This is a genomic window from Paraburkholderia sp. Tr-20389 (genome assembly GCF_017104565.1).
Taxonomy (GTDB): Bacteria; Pseudomonadota; Gammaproteobacteria; order Burkholderiales; family Burkholderiaceae; genus Paraburkholderia.
Map to the genome: position 1 here is coordinate 76,953 of NZ_JAAGPD010000016.1, position 17,768 is coordinate 94,720.

15 protein-coding genes are annotated in these 17,768 nt (G+C 59.5%); 13 read left to right on the forward strand and 2 right to left on the reverse strand.

Annotated features, from left to right (window positions below; all coding sequences use genetic code 11):
• The first annotated feature begins 12 nt into the window (after positions 1-12).
• Genes G3N95_RS17735 through G3N95_RS17765 form a run of 7 tightly spaced genes read left to right on the forward strand, consistent with a single transcriptional unit; the run spans position 13 to position 6,934 of the window.
• Positions 13-1,056: an ABC transporter permease gene (locus G3N95_RS17735; RefSeq protein ID WP_205971390.1), complete on the forward strand. Its 1,044-nt coding sequence runs from the start codon at positions 13-15 to the stop codon at positions 1,054-1,056.
• The gene (locus tag G3N95_RS17740) at positions 1,053-1,898 is read left to right on the forward strand and encodes an ABC transporter permease (protein WP_205971391.1); all 846 of its coding nucleotides are present in this window, start codon (positions 1,053-1,055) and stop codon (positions 1,896-1,898) included. Before G3N95_RS17735 ends, G3N95_RS17740 begins: the two co-directional genes overlap by 4 nt.
• Positions 1,895-3,562 (forward strand): ABC transporter ATP-binding protein, encoded by a 1,668-nt coding sequence (locus G3N95_RS17745; protein WP_205971392.1) that lies wholly within the window; start codon positions 1,895-1,897, stop codon positions 3,560-3,562. The genes G3N95_RS17740 and G3N95_RS17745 overlap by 4 nt, the downstream gene beginning before the upstream one ends.
• On the forward strand, positions 3,559-4,482 hold the full coding sequence (locus G3N95_RS17750; RefSeq protein ID WP_205971393.1) for an NAD(P)-dependent oxidoreductase: 924 nt from the start codon (positions 3,559-3,561) through the stop codon (positions 4,480-4,482). The genes G3N95_RS17745 and G3N95_RS17750 overlap by 4 nt, the downstream gene beginning before the upstream one ends.
• Positions 4,483-4,485: 3 nt before the next feature.
• Positions 4,486-5,244 carry an SDR family NAD(P)-dependent oxidoreductase gene (locus G3N95_RS17755; protein ID WP_205971394.1) on the forward strand — a complete coding sequence of 253 codons (759 nt, stop codon included), beginning with the start codon at positions 4,486-4,488 and terminating at the stop codon, positions 5,242-5,244.
• 17 nt (positions 5,245-5,261) lie between these two features.
• On the forward strand, positions 5,262-6,218 hold the full coding sequence (locus G3N95_RS17760) for an allantoinase PuuE (protein WP_205971395.1): 957 nt from the start codon (positions 5,262-5,264) through the stop codon (positions 6,216-6,218).
• Entirely contained in the window at positions 6,212-6,934 is a 723-nt protein-coding gene (locus G3N95_RS17765) for a GntR family transcriptional regulator (RefSeq protein WP_346778382.1), read from the forward strand. Before G3N95_RS17760 ends, G3N95_RS17765 begins: the two co-directional genes overlap by 7 nt.
• A gap of 301 nt (positions 6,935-7,235) precedes the next feature.
• On the opposite strand, the gene G3N95_RS17770 is transcribed toward G3N95_RS17765, so the two are convergent.
• Both G3N95_RS17770 and prpF read right to left on the reverse strand, forming a co-directional pair.
• Complete coding sequence (locus G3N95_RS17770) at positions 7,236-7,964, reverse strand: ABC transporter substrate-binding protein (protein WP_205971396.1); 729 nt, start codon at positions 7,962-7,964, stop codon at positions 7,236-7,238.
• Positions 7,961-9,133, reverse strand: a complete 1,173-nt coding sequence (prpF, locus tag G3N95_RS17775) for a 2-methylaconitate cis-trans isomerase PrpF (RefSeq protein ID WP_205971397.1) — start codon at positions 9,131-9,133, stop codon at positions 7,961-7,963. Before prpF ends, G3N95_RS17770 begins: the two co-directional genes overlap by 4 nt.
• A 69-nt stretch (positions 9,134-9,202) precedes the next feature.
• On the opposite strand from prpF, the gene G3N95_RS17780 reads away from it, so the two are divergent.
• From G3N95_RS17780 to G3N95_RS17805, 6 genes are all read left to right on the forward strand, one after another.
• Positions 9,203-10,225, forward strand: coding sequence for a GntR family transcriptional regulator (locus tag G3N95_RS17780; RefSeq protein WP_346778383.1), 1,023 nt, complete (start codon positions 9,203-9,205; stop codon positions 10,223-10,225).
• A gap of 164 nt (positions 10,226-10,389) precedes the next feature.
• Positions 10,390-11,196: an amidohydrolase family protein gene (locus G3N95_RS17785; RefSeq protein ID WP_205971398.1), complete on the forward strand. Its 807-nt coding sequence runs from the start codon at positions 10,390-10,392 to the stop codon at positions 11,194-11,196.
• Between the two features lie 38 nt (positions 11,197-11,234).
• Positions 11,235-13,997: an aconitate hydratase AcnA gene (gene acnA, locus G3N95_RS17790; protein WP_205971399.1), complete on the forward strand. Its 2,763-nt coding sequence runs from the start codon at positions 11,235-11,237 to the stop codon at positions 13,995-13,997.
• 63 nt (positions 13,998-14,060) lie between these two features.
• Complete coding sequence (locus G3N95_RS17795) at positions 14,061-15,281, forward strand: porin (protein ID WP_205971400.1); 1,221 nt, start codon at positions 14,061-14,063, stop codon at positions 15,279-15,281.
• 69 nt (positions 15,282-15,350) lie between these two features.
• On the forward strand, positions 15,351-16,658 hold the full coding sequence (locus tag G3N95_RS17800) for an MFS transporter (protein ID WP_205971478.1): 1,308 nt from the start codon (positions 15,351-15,353) through the stop codon (positions 16,656-16,658).
• A 96-nt stretch (positions 16,659-16,754) separates the two neighbouring features.
• Positions 16,755-17,747, forward strand: a complete 993-nt coding sequence (locus G3N95_RS17805) for an amidohydrolase family protein (RefSeq protein WP_205971401.1) — start codon at positions 16,755-16,757, stop codon at positions 17,745-17,747.
• The last annotated feature ends 21 nt before the right edge of the window (positions 17,748-17,768 follow it).

The window sequence follows — 17,768 nt, forward strand, 5'->3', positions numbered from 1 at the left end:
GCTTGTGAGGTCATGATGGCTTTACTTTCTTTCTGGCGATCGTTTCCGCGATCGTTCCGTATCGTACTCGCGCGACTCGGCATGCTCGTGCCGCAGATGTTCGGTGTCATGTTCGCGACGTTTCTTCTGGTGCGAATGCTTCCTGGCGACCCCGCATTGCTGATGCTGGGCAACATGGCCACGCCTGAGGCGATAGCAGCACTTCGGGAAAAGCTCAATCTGAATGGTTCGATCTGGTCGCAGTTCGGCGCATACCTCAAGGCACTGGTGCAAGGTGATCTCGGCACATCGATGTTCACTTCGAACCCGGTGACGGTTGATCTGCTTCAACGCGTACCCGCCACGCTCGAACTGATCGTGTACTCGATGCTGCTTACGATTCTCATGGGCGTCGGACTCGCCGTCATTTCTGTCGTGAAGAAAGGGGGGGCGATTGACAGGATCGGACGAATGTACGGGCTCGCGGCGGGTGCGATCCCTGATTTCTGGGTCGGCCTTTTGCTGATCTACACGCTGTTCCATCTGGCGGGTATTGCCCCCGCGCCGTTCGGACGGATCGACTCGTTCATCAATCCGCCGCCGATGATCACTGGGTTCTACACGATTGACAGCGTCTTGACAGGTGATTGGTCGGCCTTCCGATCTTCGGTATCGCATCTGTTCCTTCCGGTTCTGACCTTGAGCATCGTCAATGCCGGTGGTCTGATGAAGCTTAGCCAGTCCGTATTCGGAGAGATTTACAAGAGTGAATTCATTCGCCATGCGCGGGCATCCGGGCTGTCGGAGAAGAAAATCGGCCTGAGCGCGCTCCGAAACAGCCTTCCACCGATCATCACAATGATTGGCTTCCTGTTCGGCTTTCTTCTCGGCGCCGCCGTTCTCGTTGAAACGATTTTTGCGTGGGGTGGACTCGGCCAGTACGCCGTTCAAGCAGTCGTCAACAGCGACTACCCGGCCCTGCAGGGGTTCGTGCTGGTCGCGGCGGGCTTCATTTTGCTCGTGTACACCGCCGTGGACGTGTTCTATGGCCTGGCAGATCCGAGGATCGAGATATGAAAGCTATTAACCTCCTCTGCGGAAGAAGGCCGAATATCGCTTTGCTGTTCGGTTGCTTCCTGCTTACCTTGCAGATCGTACTGATCGTGTTCGCGCCGCTACTGGCACCGTACTCCCCGGTCGATGCCGATCCGCTTAATGTGCTCAAGGCGCCGTCGTGGAGCCACTGGTTCGGTACCGATGTTTCCGGCATGGATATCCTGTCGCGCATCATCTACGCAACTCGCATCAATCTACTGATCAGCGTTACTGCCGTCGCGGGCGCCTTCGTGGTCGGCGTCCCCGTTGGTCTGTTCATCGGCTTCTACAAAAACGCCGTCAGTACCCTCGTGATGCGTGTATTCGACTTTATTCAGTCGTTTCCGGTGTTTGTGCTCGGCATGGCGCTCGTATCCGTGATGGGGCAGGAAATCTGGAACGTCGCGATTGTGCTCGCGGTTCTGTTTGTGCCGATGTTTGCGCGTCTGATTCGTGCCGAGGTGCTATCGCTGCGCGACAGGCCGTTCATCAGTGCGGCGCGGTGCAGCGGCGCAACGAACGGCACGATTATGTTCCGGCATATCCTTCCAAACGCCATCACGCCCGCGATCGTGCAGATATCCATCAGCATCGGCATGGCAATTTTGCTGACAGCGGGTTTGTCGTTTGTCGGTGCGGGCGTGCGTATGCCCACCCCAGAGTGGGGATTGATGGTCGCGAACGGTGCGCAGCAGATGATTCTGGGGGTGTGGTGGGCTGCACTTTTCCCGGGTCTCGCCATTGTGGTCTCTGTATTGACCTTCGCCATACTGGGTGACGCGTTGAAACGTCTTGCCGAGCCTGCGTCAAGGAGCGGAAATTGAACACACAGACAGATTCGTTGCTGCTGGAAGTCGAGAAGCTCTCCGTGAGCTTTGAGCAGACTCCTGAGACCAAGGTTCTTGACGACGTCAGTTTCTCCCTTGGGAGAGGAGAGATTGTCGGTATCGTCGGCGAAACCGGAGCGGGAAAATCAGTGCTGGCACGCGCCATCATCGACATGCTCCCGCACGGCGGGCATGTCGAGGGTGGTGTGATCCGCATGCTGGGGCGTGACATTCTGAAGCTCAACGAGCATGACCGACGCCGTTATCGAGGCGGAGACGTGGCCCTGATTGGCACCAATGCAAAGCTCCTGCTCGATCCCGTTGAAACAGTTGGCGCGCAGGTGGTCCGCGTACTGCGGGACCATAAGCGGATCAGCAAAAAGGAGGCGTGGAAGGAGGCAATTGAAATCTTCCGCCAGGTCGGTATCGTGAATCCCGAGGCACGGGCCCATGCATACCCGCACGAAATGTCGGGCGGCATGGCACAGCGCGTCGTGATAGCGATGGCTCTGATCGCACAGCCCAAGGTCCTGCTCGCCGACGATGCCACGCTCGGTCTGGACGCCACCATCCAGCTACAGGTCCTCGACTTGATGGTTCAGAAGGGCAAAGACCTCGGGCTGGGTGTACTCCTGATTACCCACGACCTGGGTATCGTCGCGAACTATTGCGACCGGGTAGCGATCATGAAGGGCGGCAAACTCATCGAGCTCGCGCAGGTTGACGAATTCATCAAGGCGCCCGGTCGCGAATACAGCCGCGAGTTGCTTGATGCAGCAAAAGTCCGGCCCTCCATAATCCGCCTGGACGCCGCGCCTGGTACACGGACCAGCGAGGACAAGGTCGCGCTGCTTGAAGTGAAGAATCTCGTAAAGACCTTCAAGTCGGATCGCACGCATAGCGTCGTCAGAGCCATTGACGATGTGTCGTTCTCCATCGCGAAAGGAGAGACGTTGGCGCTGGTAGGCGAAAGCGGATCGGGAAAGACAACAACCGGGCAATGCCTCTTGCGCCTGCTTGATTCCGACTCAGGCACGATCAGATTCGACGGGGAGTGCACCCGGGAGATGAGCGACCGCGAGTTCCGAGGTGTTCGTCGAAAGATGCAGATGGTTTTCCAGGAACCGTATGTCTCGCTGAACCCTCGATGGAAGACGTGTGATCTCATAGCGGAGCCCTTTGGATTGTTGCCGAGGATGACACGGGCAGATCGCCAAAAGCGCATTCAGGAGCTGCTGCAGCTGGTCGGCGTTTCGACCCGCCGAATTGAGTGCTATCCCCATGAACTGACAGCGGGGGAGCAGAAACGGATCGGCATCGCGCGGGCGTTGGCTGCGAAGCCAGACTTCGTGGTTTTCGACGAGTGCACGACCGCGCTGGACATTCGCGTACGGGCGCAGATCATCGACCTGGTTCGAAACCTTCAGGCGGAAATGGGTCTCTCCGCGCTGTTCATCACGCATGACCTGAATTCCGTCCGATCCCTTGCGCATTACGTGGCTGTCATGCAACACGGGAAGATTGTTGAGACGGGCGAAACTGAATCGATATTCGCTAGTCCGGTACAGGAGTACACCCGGAAGCTGCTGCGTGCGGAGCTTCCCATCGAATGCGAGGCACGTGCTCATCATCATCTTGATGTCGTCGGGGTCAAACAATGAGGACAGGAAAAATCCTTGTCACAGGAGCCGGTGGCCTGATCGGCAGTTCGGTCGCGCGTAGCCTGCAGGAGCGAGGTAATGAGGTCATTGCAATCGATCGTGTCGGTGGCCAGATCGGCGATGTCCTGATCCAGCAGTGTGATCTCAACGATATCCATCACCTTCATGCTGTCGTGGGACCCGGATTGGCAGGTGTAGTGCATTGTGGCGCATTCTCGGGACCGATGGTTGCGCGGGACAATCCCTACGCAATGGTGCAGGTGAACATTGTCGGAACAGCGAATGTTCTGGAGCTGGCGCGTATCTATAAGGCCCAACGGCTGGTCTTCTGTTCCTCCACGAGCGCATATGGCCATACCGCCTCCTCCGGTCCCGTATCCGAAGACACCGTGATGCGGCCGGAGAGTCTTTATGGCGCGAGCAAGGTAGCGAGTGAACAGATTGTTTCCGCGTACGCCAGGCAATATGGGGTCGATGGATTGAGCCTCAGACTTTCCTGGGTGTATGGGCCACGGCGGACGACAGACTGTGTGATTCGCACCATGCTGACGGACGCGATGGCGGGTCGACCCACGCGCATCGGCTTCGGCGCGGACTTTCATCGTCAGTTCATATTCGTACATGACGCGAGCAATGCTGTGTTGAAGGCACTCGACGCTCACACCCTCCCGCGTACGACATACAACATAACGGGAGGAAGCCGAGTGACCCTGCTTGAGGTGGCGTCTATCGTCAAGAAGATTTATCCAACCGCGGACATCGATCTTGCTCCAGGCCCGGACCCCGTCGACGAGTTTCAGGAGGCCTTCGACATTCGCGCGGCGGCCCGTGATCTGGAATTCGTGCCGCGGTACCGGCTCGAGGATGGCATTCGCGAATACGCTGGCTGGCTCGAAGAGACAATGCGCAAGGAGGGATAAGACATGGAATCATTCACGCTTGAGGGCCGGACCGCTGTTGTGACGGGCGGAAGCACCGGCATCGGTCGCTCGATAGTGAAGCTGTTTGCCGCGCATGGAGCGTCGGTTGTTGTATCTCACTTTGGCGACGCCGCAGGCGCCGAAGCGCTCGCGGCAGAACTCGTCGATCGAGGTGGGACCGTCAGGGTCGTGGAGTGCGATGTTACCGATGACAAGTCAGTCGAGCGGCTTGGCCAGTGGACCGAGGAAAATCTGGATGCCGTCGACATCCTGGTCAACGGCGCGGGGATCTGCGGCGAAGTTCCGTTCGGCAAGTTGTCCGTGGATCAGTGGGACGGAATGATGGCGGTGAATCTGCGGGGTACCTTTCTCGTAACAAGGCAATTTTTCGAGGGGATGAAAGAGCGTCGATACGGGCGCGTCATCAATATTGCATCCCAGCTTGCCTACAAGGGTACCGTCGACTCCGCGCACTACTGCGCTTCGAAGGCTGGCGTTGTCGGTTTCACCAGAGCCTTGTCGTACGAGGGCGCGCCATTTGGCGTAACGGTGAACGCGATCGCGCCGGGCCCGGTTGAGACGGCAATGCTTGCTGGTTTCACAGATGAGTGGCGCGCGATGAAGTTCGCGCAGCTACCTGCCGGGCGCTTCGGCCAAGTCGACGAAATTGCCCCGACCGCGCTGCTGTTGGCGTCGGAGACCGGTGGCGCCTATTTCATCGGCCAGACACTCTCGCCCAATGGCGGCGACGTCATGCTCTGAAAGAGAGGATGTGAGATATGACTACACAACGCGACTATGTCGGCTACGGCGCAACTCCTCCTGATCCGCGGTGGCCAAACGGCGCCCGTATTGCGATTAATCTCGTGCTGAACTACGAGGAGGGGTCTGAGCCGTCCATCGAACACGGTGAAAATCAATCAGAAACGTGGTTCACTGAGTCGCATGGCCTGAACTCAGGCGTCGTCGGCCGTGATTTGGCAGCGGAAGGGCTGTTTGAATATGGCAGCCGGGTCGGATTCTGGCGGTTGATGCGCATCATTCAGGAAAGGGGGCTTCCTGCGACGATATACGGGTGTGCGCTTGCCCTCGAGCGCAACCCTGACGCCGCAGAGGCGATACGCGAGTCGGGATTCGATGTCTGCAGTCACGGCTGGCGCTGGATCAAACATTACGGTCTCAGCGAAAATGACGAAAGGGAACACATCCGGAAGGCGGTTGAGTCGTTGAGGCGGACGGTCGGCCAAAGCCCGCAAGGCTGGTACTGCCGGTATTCGCCGTCGGTCAACACGCGTCGCCTTCTTGTCGAGCACGGTGGCTTTCTATACGATTCCGACTACTACGGAGATGAGCTGCCATTCTGGACGCAAGCGGAAGGGCGTCCACACCTGGTGATCCCTTACTCTCTGACTACCAATGACGGACAGTACGCCGCATCGACCGGCACGTCGCAACAGTGGTTTGAGTTCATGCGGGATTCGTTTGATATGCTTTACAGGGAAGGTGCGACGTCACCAAAAATGATGTCTGTCGGTCTTCATCTTCGGCTCATCGGCCATCCCGCGCGAGCAGCCGGACTCGAACGGTTTCTTGATCACGTCATGAGCCATGACGGCGTGTGGTTTGCACGTCGAATTGACATCGCGCACCACTGGATCAAGGAGCACCCTTATGCACTCACCGGCGAGTTATCACAGGTAGCCGACGGACAAAGTGCTACAGAGAGAAATTGCTGATCAACATGCCGAAGACCTCATCACAGCCTCCGATTAAAAAAGCCGGAGCAACGGAAAGTTCAAGCGACGAGATTTACGAGCGCATCTATCTTGCGTTGCTTGAACATCGTCTGATGCCGGGAACCAAGCTGGCCGAAGAGAGGCTGGCCTCGATCTTCAATGCGAGCCGGGCACGCGTGCGCGAAGCGCTGAGCCGTCTGGAATATGAGCAGATCGTCGAGGTGTTTCCCAAGAAGGGCTGGTTTATCGCCAAGCCATCTGTAGATCAGGCTTGTGACGTCTTCGAGGCGAGAAGGGTTATTGAGCCGGCGGTAATGCGACGTCTTGCAAAAGGAATGAACCCGGAGAAGCTCCGGGCGTTACGCGCGCATACCCAACAGGAAATGGAGGCGCGCAAGGCGGGCGACAAGCGCGCGGTCATCCGGCTGTCGGGCGAATTTCACAACCTGGCGGCCTCGCTTGCGGGGAATTCCTCTTTCACCCGAAGCCTGAGGGAACTGTCAACGCTGACGTGCCTTGTCATCCTGGTGTATGACGCGCCCATCGCGACAAGTTGCCGGGCCGATGAACACGAGAGAATTGTGACGGCCTTGGCCAATGGGGATGGGGAGGCCGCTGCACAGATCATGCTGGAGCATTTGGATCACATCGAAGGCTCGCTCAAACTCCAAGCTACCGAAGAGGAAGTTGATCTCGAAGCGATTTTCCTCCGTTAGCGAAATCACATCGACTTGAATCGGTCCATGGGTGAGTTTCGCGTGGCAGCGGGTGCAACGGAGCTGCGGGTTTGCAAGGAGTTGACATGCCAAGGCGAAGCAGTCTTTTTCTTCAGACTACGCCGCTGTCAACATGACTCTGCTTCAAAGCCAAGAAGGTTCTCGACTGACGGTCCGGGCACCCTGCCTTCTGAGACAGCCAGATCTCAAGCGGAGCACAGTCCGGCGGCGAACCGACGACTACCAACGTGCATGCTTCGATCTTTGCTCGTACTCGCGTCGCGTATGGCGTGCGCGACATTCAAATCGCCGCAGACACACCATCCAGAGCGTGCCGCCTGATAGCTTCCCGAATGAAGCCATTGCGTTTCATCCCGGCTATGAATTCTTCGAGCCAGGCGGCGGTGCGTGGTCCCCGAGATTTTGCAACGCCCATCGCCTGTCTGATGACCATGAAGTTGCCGTCAAGCAACCTCAGTCCGTCCAGTCGATTGGCATCAGCCTCCAGTTGTTGCCTGACGCCAGCCGCTACATCCAATCCTTCACTCAAAAATGTATTCACGACCTCGGGCGATGTCGAGCCACGAACGATCTCCGCGTGTTTGAGTTCGCGTGTGAGGAAGAGATCGTATGCGCTGCCCGTGCCCACTGCCACGCGGATGCCGCTTTTGTCCACGTCTTCCCGCCCCTTGATCGGCGAGTCCGCGCGAACGAGGTAGCAGCCCTCTATCAGGATATACGGCTCGGTGAACGCGATCTCTTTGCCACGGACCGGATCGATCGCGAAGAAGCCGATGTCCGTTTGTCCCGCTGACAAGGCTGAAACCGCCTTTCCGGCGGCATCGAACGGGATCAGTTCGAGGGGCAGGGCAAGTTGCCGCGCCAGTTCTGTCGCGAGGTCGACCGACACGCCCTGCGGCTCGCCGTTCGCTTTTCTCGTCGCGAGCACCGGGTTGCCGTAGTTGATCGAGGCGCGCAGTACGCCTGACGGCGCAAAGGCTTGCCGGAGGGCGCTGTCGATTACCGTCATTGGTCGAACGCCCAAGACGGAACCAGAACGAATCCTTCCATCAGCCGACGGGCACTTCGGCTCATGATCGCTTTCGTCACGGTCCAGTTGCCGTTCGACTGCTGCGCTTCGGCGCCGACTTGCAGACTTCCCGAAGGATGGCCGAACCGAACCGTGCCTTGCGCCTGCGGCACCAGTCGATGAACCAGCGTGCCAGGAATGGCCGCAGCGACGGATATGGCGACCGCGCCCGTACCCGTCATCGCATGGTGCAGCTTGCCCATCGAAAAGATGCGTGCGTTGATGTCGAGCGTAGCCGGATCGATGTCCTTTCCGCTCGACGCCACATACCCCAAGGGCTTCGCGACGAAGGCCAGTTTCGGCGTATGTGGACGCAGTTGCGTCGCTTCTTCTGCGGATTTCGCGAGCCCCATGCGGACGGCTGCGTGCGAGCGGATCGCCTCGGCCTTCTGAAGCAACTCGCTGTCGCCGTTGACGTCGCGCTGCAATTCATTGCCTTGCAGTCGCAGTGTCGCGGCATCGATGAAGATGGCCGGATTGCCGGCGTTGATCATCGTCATTTCGACCGCGCCGACGCCGGGCACTTCAAGGACGTCGAATGCGTTGCCCGTCGGAAACATGCTGCCGCCTTCGTCGTCGCCGTCACCGCTCGGATCGAGGAATTCAATCTTGATCTCGGCAGCAGGAAACGTCACACCGTCGAGTTCGAAGTCGCCTTCTTCGACGACCGCACCGTCGCGCATGGGCACGTGCGCGACGATCGTCGCGTTGATGTTCGCCTGCCAGATCCGGACGACGGCGATACCGTCGCGCGGGGCATCTACGAGGCCTTGTGTAATCGCGAACGGACCGACCGCCGATGTGAGATTGCCGCAGTTGCCGGACCAGTCGACGACCGGCTTGTCGATGGCAACCTGGCCGAAGCGGTAATCGACATCGCAGTCGCTTCGAGACGACGGGCCGACGATCACGACCTTGCTGGTGCTCGACGTCGCTCCGCCCATCCCGTCGATTTGCTGGCCATACGGATCAGGGCTGCCGATCACGCGCATCAGGATGCGGTCCCGAACCGCCTTGTCGCCGGGCAGCCAGTCGCTGCGGAAAAAGACGCCTTTGCTGGTGCCGCCGCGCATGTATACGGCTTGAATCTTCGTCTGAGCCACGATCATCCTTCCAAAAGTCAGGCTCGAACGATGGTTCGCGCCGATTGCGTTTATTTAACAACAAACGCATGATCGGTGCAAGCGGCTTTGTATCGGCGTCCGCAAAAAGTCGTTTCGCACCAGGCCGCAGAGGTATATTGGCGAAAAAGACGCATTGATCATCGGACCATGACTTCAGATTTGACACAGAGCCAGCAGAAGGCGCTTCGGGAAATCGTCGCCTACGTGAGGCGCGAACGGCTGCCGGCCGGCACGCATTTGCCGGAGTGGACGCTGGCGAAACTCATCGGCACATCGAGATCCCCCGTTCGGGTGGCGCTCGACCGGCTGGTGGAATCGGGTGTGATGCGTTACGACAAGAATCGTGGCTACTCGGTCGGCGCGTCGTTCGACCAGCTGCCGGCGGACGTTCTTGAACAGGTCAATTCAGCGGACGATCCGCTCTATCTGAAGCTCGCCGAGGCCCGCTTCGGCGGCGCGATTCCCGAATCCGTGACGGAAGCCGATCTCACGCGGCTGCTCGATGCGTCACGCGGCGACGTTCGCAAAGTGCTGGTGCGCGCGCAAAGCGAAGGCTGGGTGGAGAAAGAAGCGGGCTACGGCTGGCGCTTCCTGCCCATGATCGACTCGCTGGAAGCCTACGACGACATGTATTCGCTGCGTGCGGCAATCGAGCCGGCCGGCATCCTGAGCCCGAAGTTCAAGCCGGACCTGAATGAACTGCGTGAACTGCGGCGGGAACAGCAGGCCATTCTGGACGGCGGGCATGAAGCGATGACAGCGACCGAGCGCTATGAATCCAACGCGCGGCTTCACGAAACGATCGCGGCCTGGTCCGGCAATCGCTTTGCGCTACAGACGCTTCGACGGCTCGATCAGATGCGCCGGCTGGCGGAATACCGTCAGGCGAAGCAGCGGCTGCCACGGCAGGCGTTGGCGCAGGAGCATCTGGACATTCTCGATGCGATCGAGCGCGGCGACGTGGTTACCGCCGCAAGCCTGATGAAGCGGCACATCGATGCGGCCAGGACCAAGAAGGCCATCCATGAAGTGTTCGACCGCCAGGAGACCGCGCAACCGGCAGACGCCGGTGCTTAGCGGGTAAACGATAGTTCGGGCCGCAAACGCCCGCGCAGCCGCCCTAGGGCGGCTTTTTTTTCGCGCAGACGCACTCGTTTTGCGTTTTTGCGTTGACAAAGACAGTTCTAAAAAATAAGCTGATTGCGTTTTCGATAGAAAATCGTCAATACAGACCATCAGCCATGTCAACGCAACAGACTCCCGTCATCGACACGCACGCGCATGTTTTCCATCGCGGGTTGTCGTTTGTCCCGTCTCGGCGTTTCACGCCCGACTACGACGCGCCTCTCGACGCCTACCTCGGCCAGCTCGATGCGCATGGAGTCGCGCGCGGGGTGCTCGTTGCGGTGAGCATTCTGGGCAACGACAACAGCTATCTGCTGGATTGCCTGCGCTCGCAGCCTGAGCGTCTTCGCGGCGTCGTCGCAATCAACCCCGAGACGGATCTCGGTTATTTCGATGAGTTCGAGTCCGCCGGCGTGGTGGGTGTGCGCGTCAATCTGACCGGCAATTTACCCGTCCCGGATTTGGCAGCCGGTGCGTGGGCCGAAGCTGTCGCCGAATGCGTGAAGCGCGGCTGGCACATCGAGATCAACGACCGCGCAGCGCGCCTTCACGAGTCGGTGTCGCCGCTCGTCAATGCGGGCGTGAACGTGGTTGTCGATCATTTCGGCATGCCGGATCGCAACCACGGTATCGCTGATGCGGGCTTTAGCAACCTGCTGGGCTATGCCGGAAGCCGCAAGGTCTGGGTGAAGCTGTCCGGCGCATATCGCACGAGCTTCGACATTGCGCGGGCAGCGGCACCGAAGCTGCTCGACGCATTCGGTGCCGGTCGTTTGCTGTGGGCGAGCGACTGGCCGTTCACGCAATACGAATCGACCCAGACCTATGGCGCGCAGCGCGCAGCCATCAACGAGTGGCTGCCCGATGCGCAGCAGCGTCAGACCGTGCTCTCCGATACCCCGCGCAGCCTCTTCAAGTTCTGATCGGTGCGAACCCGATCTTCTTTTCTACAGGTAACACCATGATGGCCCCACACTCCGCCGACACTTTCAACAGCGTGCGCACACTGGCAAACGCAGCGGGTCAGTCGCGCCGCTACTACTCGCTCGAAGCGCTGAAAGCAGCCGGCTTCGAGAATGTCGGCCGTCTGCCCGTCGTCATCCGTATTCTGCTCGAGTCCGTACTGCGCAATTGCGACGGTCAGAAAGTGCTCGAATCGCACGTCCGCGATCTGGCGAACTGGAAGCCCAATGCGCCGCGTGAAAGCGAGATTCCGTTCGTCGTGGGCCGTGTGTTGCTACAGGATTTCACCGGCATTCCGCTGTTGACCGACCTGGCCGCGATGCGTAGCCAGGCGAAGAAGCGGAATGCGGATCCCAAAGCGGTCGAGCCGCTGGTGCCCGTTCACCTGGTCGTGGACCACTCGGTCCAGACGGAATATTCGAACGTGCCGAATGCGCTGCGCCGGAACATGGAAGTGGAATTCTCCCGCAACCGTGAGCGCTATGAACTGATGAAGTGGGGCATGCAGGCGTTCGATACATTCAAGGTCGTGCCTCCGGGCATCGGCATCTGTCATCAGATCAACCTCGAATACCTGGCGCAAGGCGTAATCGCCAGGGACGACATTGTCTTCCCCGATACGCTGGTCGGCACCGATTCACACACGACGATGATCAACGGGATCGGCGTGCTCGGCTGGGGCGTGGGGGGAATCGAAGCAGAAGCAGGGATGCTGGGCCAACCCGTCTACATGTTGATGCCCGATGTCGTCGGTGTCGAACTGACGGGCTCTCTTGCAGCCGGCGTGACCGCCACCGATGCGGTTCTTCAGGTCACGGAAACGCTGCGCGCCGCGAAAGTCGTCGGCAAGCTCGTCGAGTTCTTCGGTGAGGGTGCCGCTTCGCTCAGCGCGACGGACCGCGCGACGATCGCCAACATGGCGCCGGAGTACGGCGCGACGAGCGGGTTCTTCCCCGTCGACGAAAGCACGCTGAGCTATTACCGCCAGACGGGACGTAGCGACGAACAGGTCGAACTGATACGTCAGTACTTCGTCGCGCAAGGCCTGTTCGGCGCGCCGAAATCGGGCGATATCGACTATTCGAGCGTCATTCGCATCGATCTCGGCGCGATCAGGCCGAGCGTGTCCGGTCCGAAGCGACCGCAGGATCGCGTCGACCTCGACAAGCTCGGACAACGCTTCGACGAAGTCATGATGCAGGACGTCAAGAGCGGCGGCTATGGAAAGACCTCGGTTCAACTGGAAGAGTCATACCCGGTTTCCGCCAAACCGGCGGGCGCACCGGGTGCCGTTGAACAATACGATGTTGGCCATGGCGATGTGCTGGTGGCTGCGATCACGTCGTGCACCAATACATCCAATCCCGAATTGCTCGTCGCTGCGGGCCTCGTTGCGCGGAAAGCACTGGAGCGCGGTCTGAAGGCCAAGCCATGGGTCAAGACGCTGTTCACGCCGGGCTCGCGTGTCGTGACCGCGTACCTGGAGGACGCTGAACTCACCGAGCCGCTTGAGCAGTTGGGCTTCGGCATTGCCGCGTACGGTTGTGGCGCATGTGTGGGCAATATTGGCCCGCTCGATCCCGCGCTCGAAGAGGTCGTTGTAGCGAAAGATCTCGTCTGCAGTGCAGTACTTTCGGGCAACCGCAATTTCGAAGCTCGCATTCATGGCAATCTGCGCGCGAACTTCCTGGCGAGCCCGCCGCTGGTGATCGCGTTCGCGCTGGCGGGCACCACACGCATCGATCTGACGTCGCAGCCACTTGGTATCGACGGAGACGGCAAGCCGGTCATGCTGTCCGACATCTGGCCGACCAGTGACGAGATCAAGGCGCTCAGCGTCTATGCCGCGAACGCGAAGCACTACAAGGAACTGTACGCTGACTTCACCGCAGGGCACGACCTGTGGAACGAAATCAAGAGCAGTGAAGGCGCCGTGTATGACTGGCCCGAATCGACTTATGCGGCGGAACCGGACTTCTTCGGCGACGCGCAGTCGGGCGACACGGCTATTCGCGGTGCTCGCGCTCTGGCGATCCTTGGCAACTCGATCACGACCGATCACATCAGCCCGGCCGGATCGATCGCGAAGCAATCTCCCGCAGGCGAATGGCTGACGCAACACGGCGTCGCGCAATCGGACTTCAACACCTATGGCGCACGGCGTGGCCATTTCGAAGTCATGGTCCGCGGCACCTTCGCGAACGTGCGACTGAAGAATCTGATGCTTGCGCCAAAGCCAGGCGGCGCCGCCGATGAAGGCCCCTATACCGTCCACCAGCCCAGCGGCGAACGGACGACTATTTTCGAAGCGTCACGCCGCTACATGGCGGGCAACGTTCCATCGCTGATTTTCGCGGGTGAAGAGTACGGCACGGGGTCGAGCCGGGACTGGGCAGCGAAGGGCACGCGTCTTCTGGGCGTGAAGGCAGTGGTCGCACGGAGCTTCGAACGCATCCATCGTAGCAACCTCGCCGGGCTGGGTGTCCTGCCGCTGCAGTTTCTCGGCGACGACAGTGTTCAATCGCTCGGGCTCGACGGCACGGAGACTTTCGACCTGGTCGGCATCGAACAGGGCGTGCAGCCGCTCCAGGAGGTGACGCTTGTTATCACGCGTCGGGACGGCACGGTTCGAGAGGTAACACTGCTTGCCCGGATCGATACGCAGATCGAGGCGACGTACTTTGCCAATGGCGGCATTCTGCCTTACGTGCTGTCTTCGTTGCTGGAGAAGTCGGCAGCGAAGCCTGCTGAAACCGTGTGAATGAAGGAGCGGCACACGCCGCTCCCAACTAAAAATATAGACAACAATCAGGAGACTTAATCGATGAAAAAAGCACTTCCTCTTGCGCTCGCACTACCGTGTGCCTGTGCGTTTGCTCAGAGTAGCGTCACGTTGTACGGCATCGTTGATATCGGGGTCAACTACGTGAACAACGTGCAGACTGGGCGGACAGCATCCGGACTCAAAGGTGCAAGCCAATGGGCGGTCATGGACGGCGGCACAGGCGGACTGCAGGGGAGTCGTTGGGGGCTGAAAGGCTCGGAAGATCTTGGGGGCGGTTACAAGACTGTTTTCCTGCTGGAGAACGGCTTTAATGCCAACAACGGAACGCTCGGCCAGGGCGGCGCTGAATTCGGGCGCCAGGCATGGGTGGGCGTGGCCAGCCCCTACGGTCGCGTCACGGCGGGTCGTCAGTACGACGAGGTCGTCGACTTCTATGCGCCGCTTCTCGCGGCGCCGCAATGGGGCGGATACATGGTCGAGCATCCCAGCGATCTCGACAACGCGTCGAACACGCGGCGCATCAACAATTCGGTGAAGTACACGTCGCCGACCATCGCGGGACTGACGTTCGGCGGCTTGTACAGTTTCGGCGGCGTGCCGGGGTCGTTCGGCAGCAACAGTATCTGGTCGGTCGGGGCAGGGTACGCAGCGGGACCATTCACGATCGGCGCCGGCTATCTGAATGCGCGCAACCCCAATACCTCGTTCTTCGGCTCGAATCCTAATGCCGGGCCCGCCTCGTCGAATAACCTGGGCTCAGCGGGTTCCGCTACCTCGCCACAGAGCAATCCGATCTTCGCAGGCTACGCGTCGGCGAAAACCCTGCAGATCGCAGCGGTGGCGGCCAACTATTCGTTCGGTGCGGCGACGGTAGGAGCGGGGTACTCGAATACGCGCTTTCAGGATCTGGGTTCGTCGTCCGGTCCGAATCCGTTTCATTACTCGGGTACGGCTTACTTCCACAACATCGAAGTCAACGCGAAGTATCTGGTCACACCCGCATTTCAGGTTGGTGCGGCTTTCGACTATACAAAAGGCAGTGGCGCCGCGGGCAAGGAGGGCGCGAAGTATGAACTCGCCAGCCTGGGCGTGGACTACCTGCTGTCGAAGCGAACCGATGTGTATTCGGTTGCCGTCTACGAACACGCCAGTGGAACGGATTCGTTGAATCAGCCAGCCGTTGCAACCATTACCGGCATGACGCCATCCGCGACCAGCAACCAGGTCGCAGTGCGCGTCGGTATTCGCCACAAGTTTTAAACGGCACTTGCCTAGTTGTCCCGGGCGTTGTGCGCAGCTCAATTTGCATCAAGCAGGAGACACCCCATGATGTCTGCATCTCAACCCAACGCGATTCCAGCGGCTTCAACCGATCTGGAAACGCTTCAGCAGCAAGCGGTATCGAAGACCGCGTGGCGGCTTCTCCCGCTTCTGACGCTTGCCTTCATCTTCAACTACATCGACCGGACCAGCGTAGGTTTTGCCGCGCTGAGCATGAATTCCGACCTCGGTCTGACTGCCACGCAGTTCGGATGGGGCGCGGGCATTCTCTTTGCAGGCTACTGTCTGCTCGAAGTGCCGAGCAATCTGATGCTCTACCGCTTCGGGGCACGGCGCTGGCTCGCGCGCATCATGATCACGTGGGGCCTTGCCGCTGCGGCAACGGCACTCGCCGTCGGTCCCAAGAGTTTCTATTTCGCGCGGTTCGTGCTGGGTGTCGCCGAAGCCGGCTTCTTTCCCGGCGTCACGTTTTACCTGGCGACCTGGTTTCCCGCGAAGTTCAGAACCCGCATGCTTGCCTGGTTCATGGTCGGCGTACCCGTCTCATCGATTCTCAGTGGGCCGCTGTCTGGCCTGTTGTTGAATCTGGACGGCGTGCTGGGACTCGCAGGATGGAAGTGGATGTTCATCCTCCAGGGCTTGCCCGCCTCGATCATCGGTATCGTCGTGCTGCTGATGCTGCGTGACAACCCGTCCCAGGCAAGCTGGCTCTCCGAAGCTGAACGTCAGGCGCTCATCGGCATGCTGGCGAGCGAACGACGTGAAAAGGAAAAGAAGCATCTGGGCGCGGCCCTCAAGGACCCGCGTGTGCTCATTCTGACGGGCATCCAGTTTGGCTTCGTACTGGGTTCGTACGGCATTGGCATCTGGCTGCCGACGATCCTCAAATCGCACGGCCTCACGATTTCGGCCATCAGCCTCGTGTCGTCGGTTCCGTACATCTTCGCGACGGTGGCGATGTTGACCTGGGCGCGCATGGTCGATCGTAACGGCAAAAAGATCGCGAACCTCCTGCTTACCTGTCTGCTCGGCGCTGGCGGGATGATCGTCGCGGCGTTGTTCAGTGCATTCTGGCCGGCACTGATCGGTATCACGATTGCAGTCATCGGCGTCACGACCGCACGTGCTGTCTTCTGGAGCATCCCGACGCGGTTCCTGTCCGGCGCGGCGGCTGCCGGTGGCCTGGCCTTCATCAACTCGGTTGGCACCTTCGGGGGCTTTGCTGGACCGTTTCTCGTGGGTTGGCTGAAAGATCAGACGGGATCATTCGCGATGGGCATGCTGGGCATGGCGGCGATGTTGCTCGTATCGACGGTTCTGACTGCTGTTCTCAGGTCCATGGTGAAGGACGAATAAGCGCACCTTTCTCAGGTTAATGAGCAAGGGACGTCATCAGGCATATCCGCTTGCAAAACTCACATATCCCTACATCGCAACACGAGGAGACAACACTTGCCAGATCGCCGGAAGTTTCTTATTGCAGGGGCTGCCGCTGTTGGCGCATTTTCGCTGCGAGGTATCAGTGAAGCGTATGCGAAGACGCTTGGCAACGTCTCGCCGGTTGGTTTCAAGGTGCCACCGGGCGTAGTGGATTGTCATTGTCATATTTTCGATCCGGCGCGATTCCCTTACTCGCCCAGGCGCCACTACACGCCGCCGCCTGCCACGGTAAGTGATCTGGAGCAGTTTCATGCTGCAATCGGCATACAACGAACAGTGCTTGTTCAGCCGAGCGTGTATGGAACGGACAATGCATGCCTGCTGGACAGCTTGAAGCAACTCGGTGATTCCGCGCGAGGCATGGCAGTGATCGATAGGTCATTCTCCGCGCAGCAAATCGATGACCTCATCGGTGCGGGGGGGCGCGGAGTGCGGGTGAATCTCGAAGTTGGAAAAGATCGCAACGTGGACGACGCGTACCGGCGGCTGATGGACACTGTCGATGCGCTGCACGGCCGGCCTGCGATCATCCAGATATTTGCGGCGTTGAACGTTATCGATGCACTCGCGCCGCGGATACAGGCGCAGCCGCATCCTATCGTTCTTGACCATTTTGGTCTGGCGAAGGCAGCAAAAGGCCCGGAACAGGAGGGCTTCAGCGCGCTGACAGGGTTGATGGCAAGCGGGAAGGTGTACGTGAAGCTGTCGGGCCCCTACTACATTTCCGAGCAGGGGCGCGGGTACACGGACGCCGGGATTATCGCCGGAACATTAGTCAGCGCCGCGCCTGATCAGGTGGTTTGGGGAAGCAATTGGCCGCATACGGGCGGAACCAGAAGACCTGACAACGCAAAGCCGACCGACATCGAACCGTTCCGAAACGAAGATGAGGGACAAAACTTGTCTCTGGTAAAACAATGGGCCCCGAGCCAGCCGGTCAGGCAAGAGCTGCTTGTGGATAACGCAGCAAAGTTGTTCGGCTTTTCTTCGGCGCGCAGTGTTTGACTTCTCCCCTGCATTCTTCAC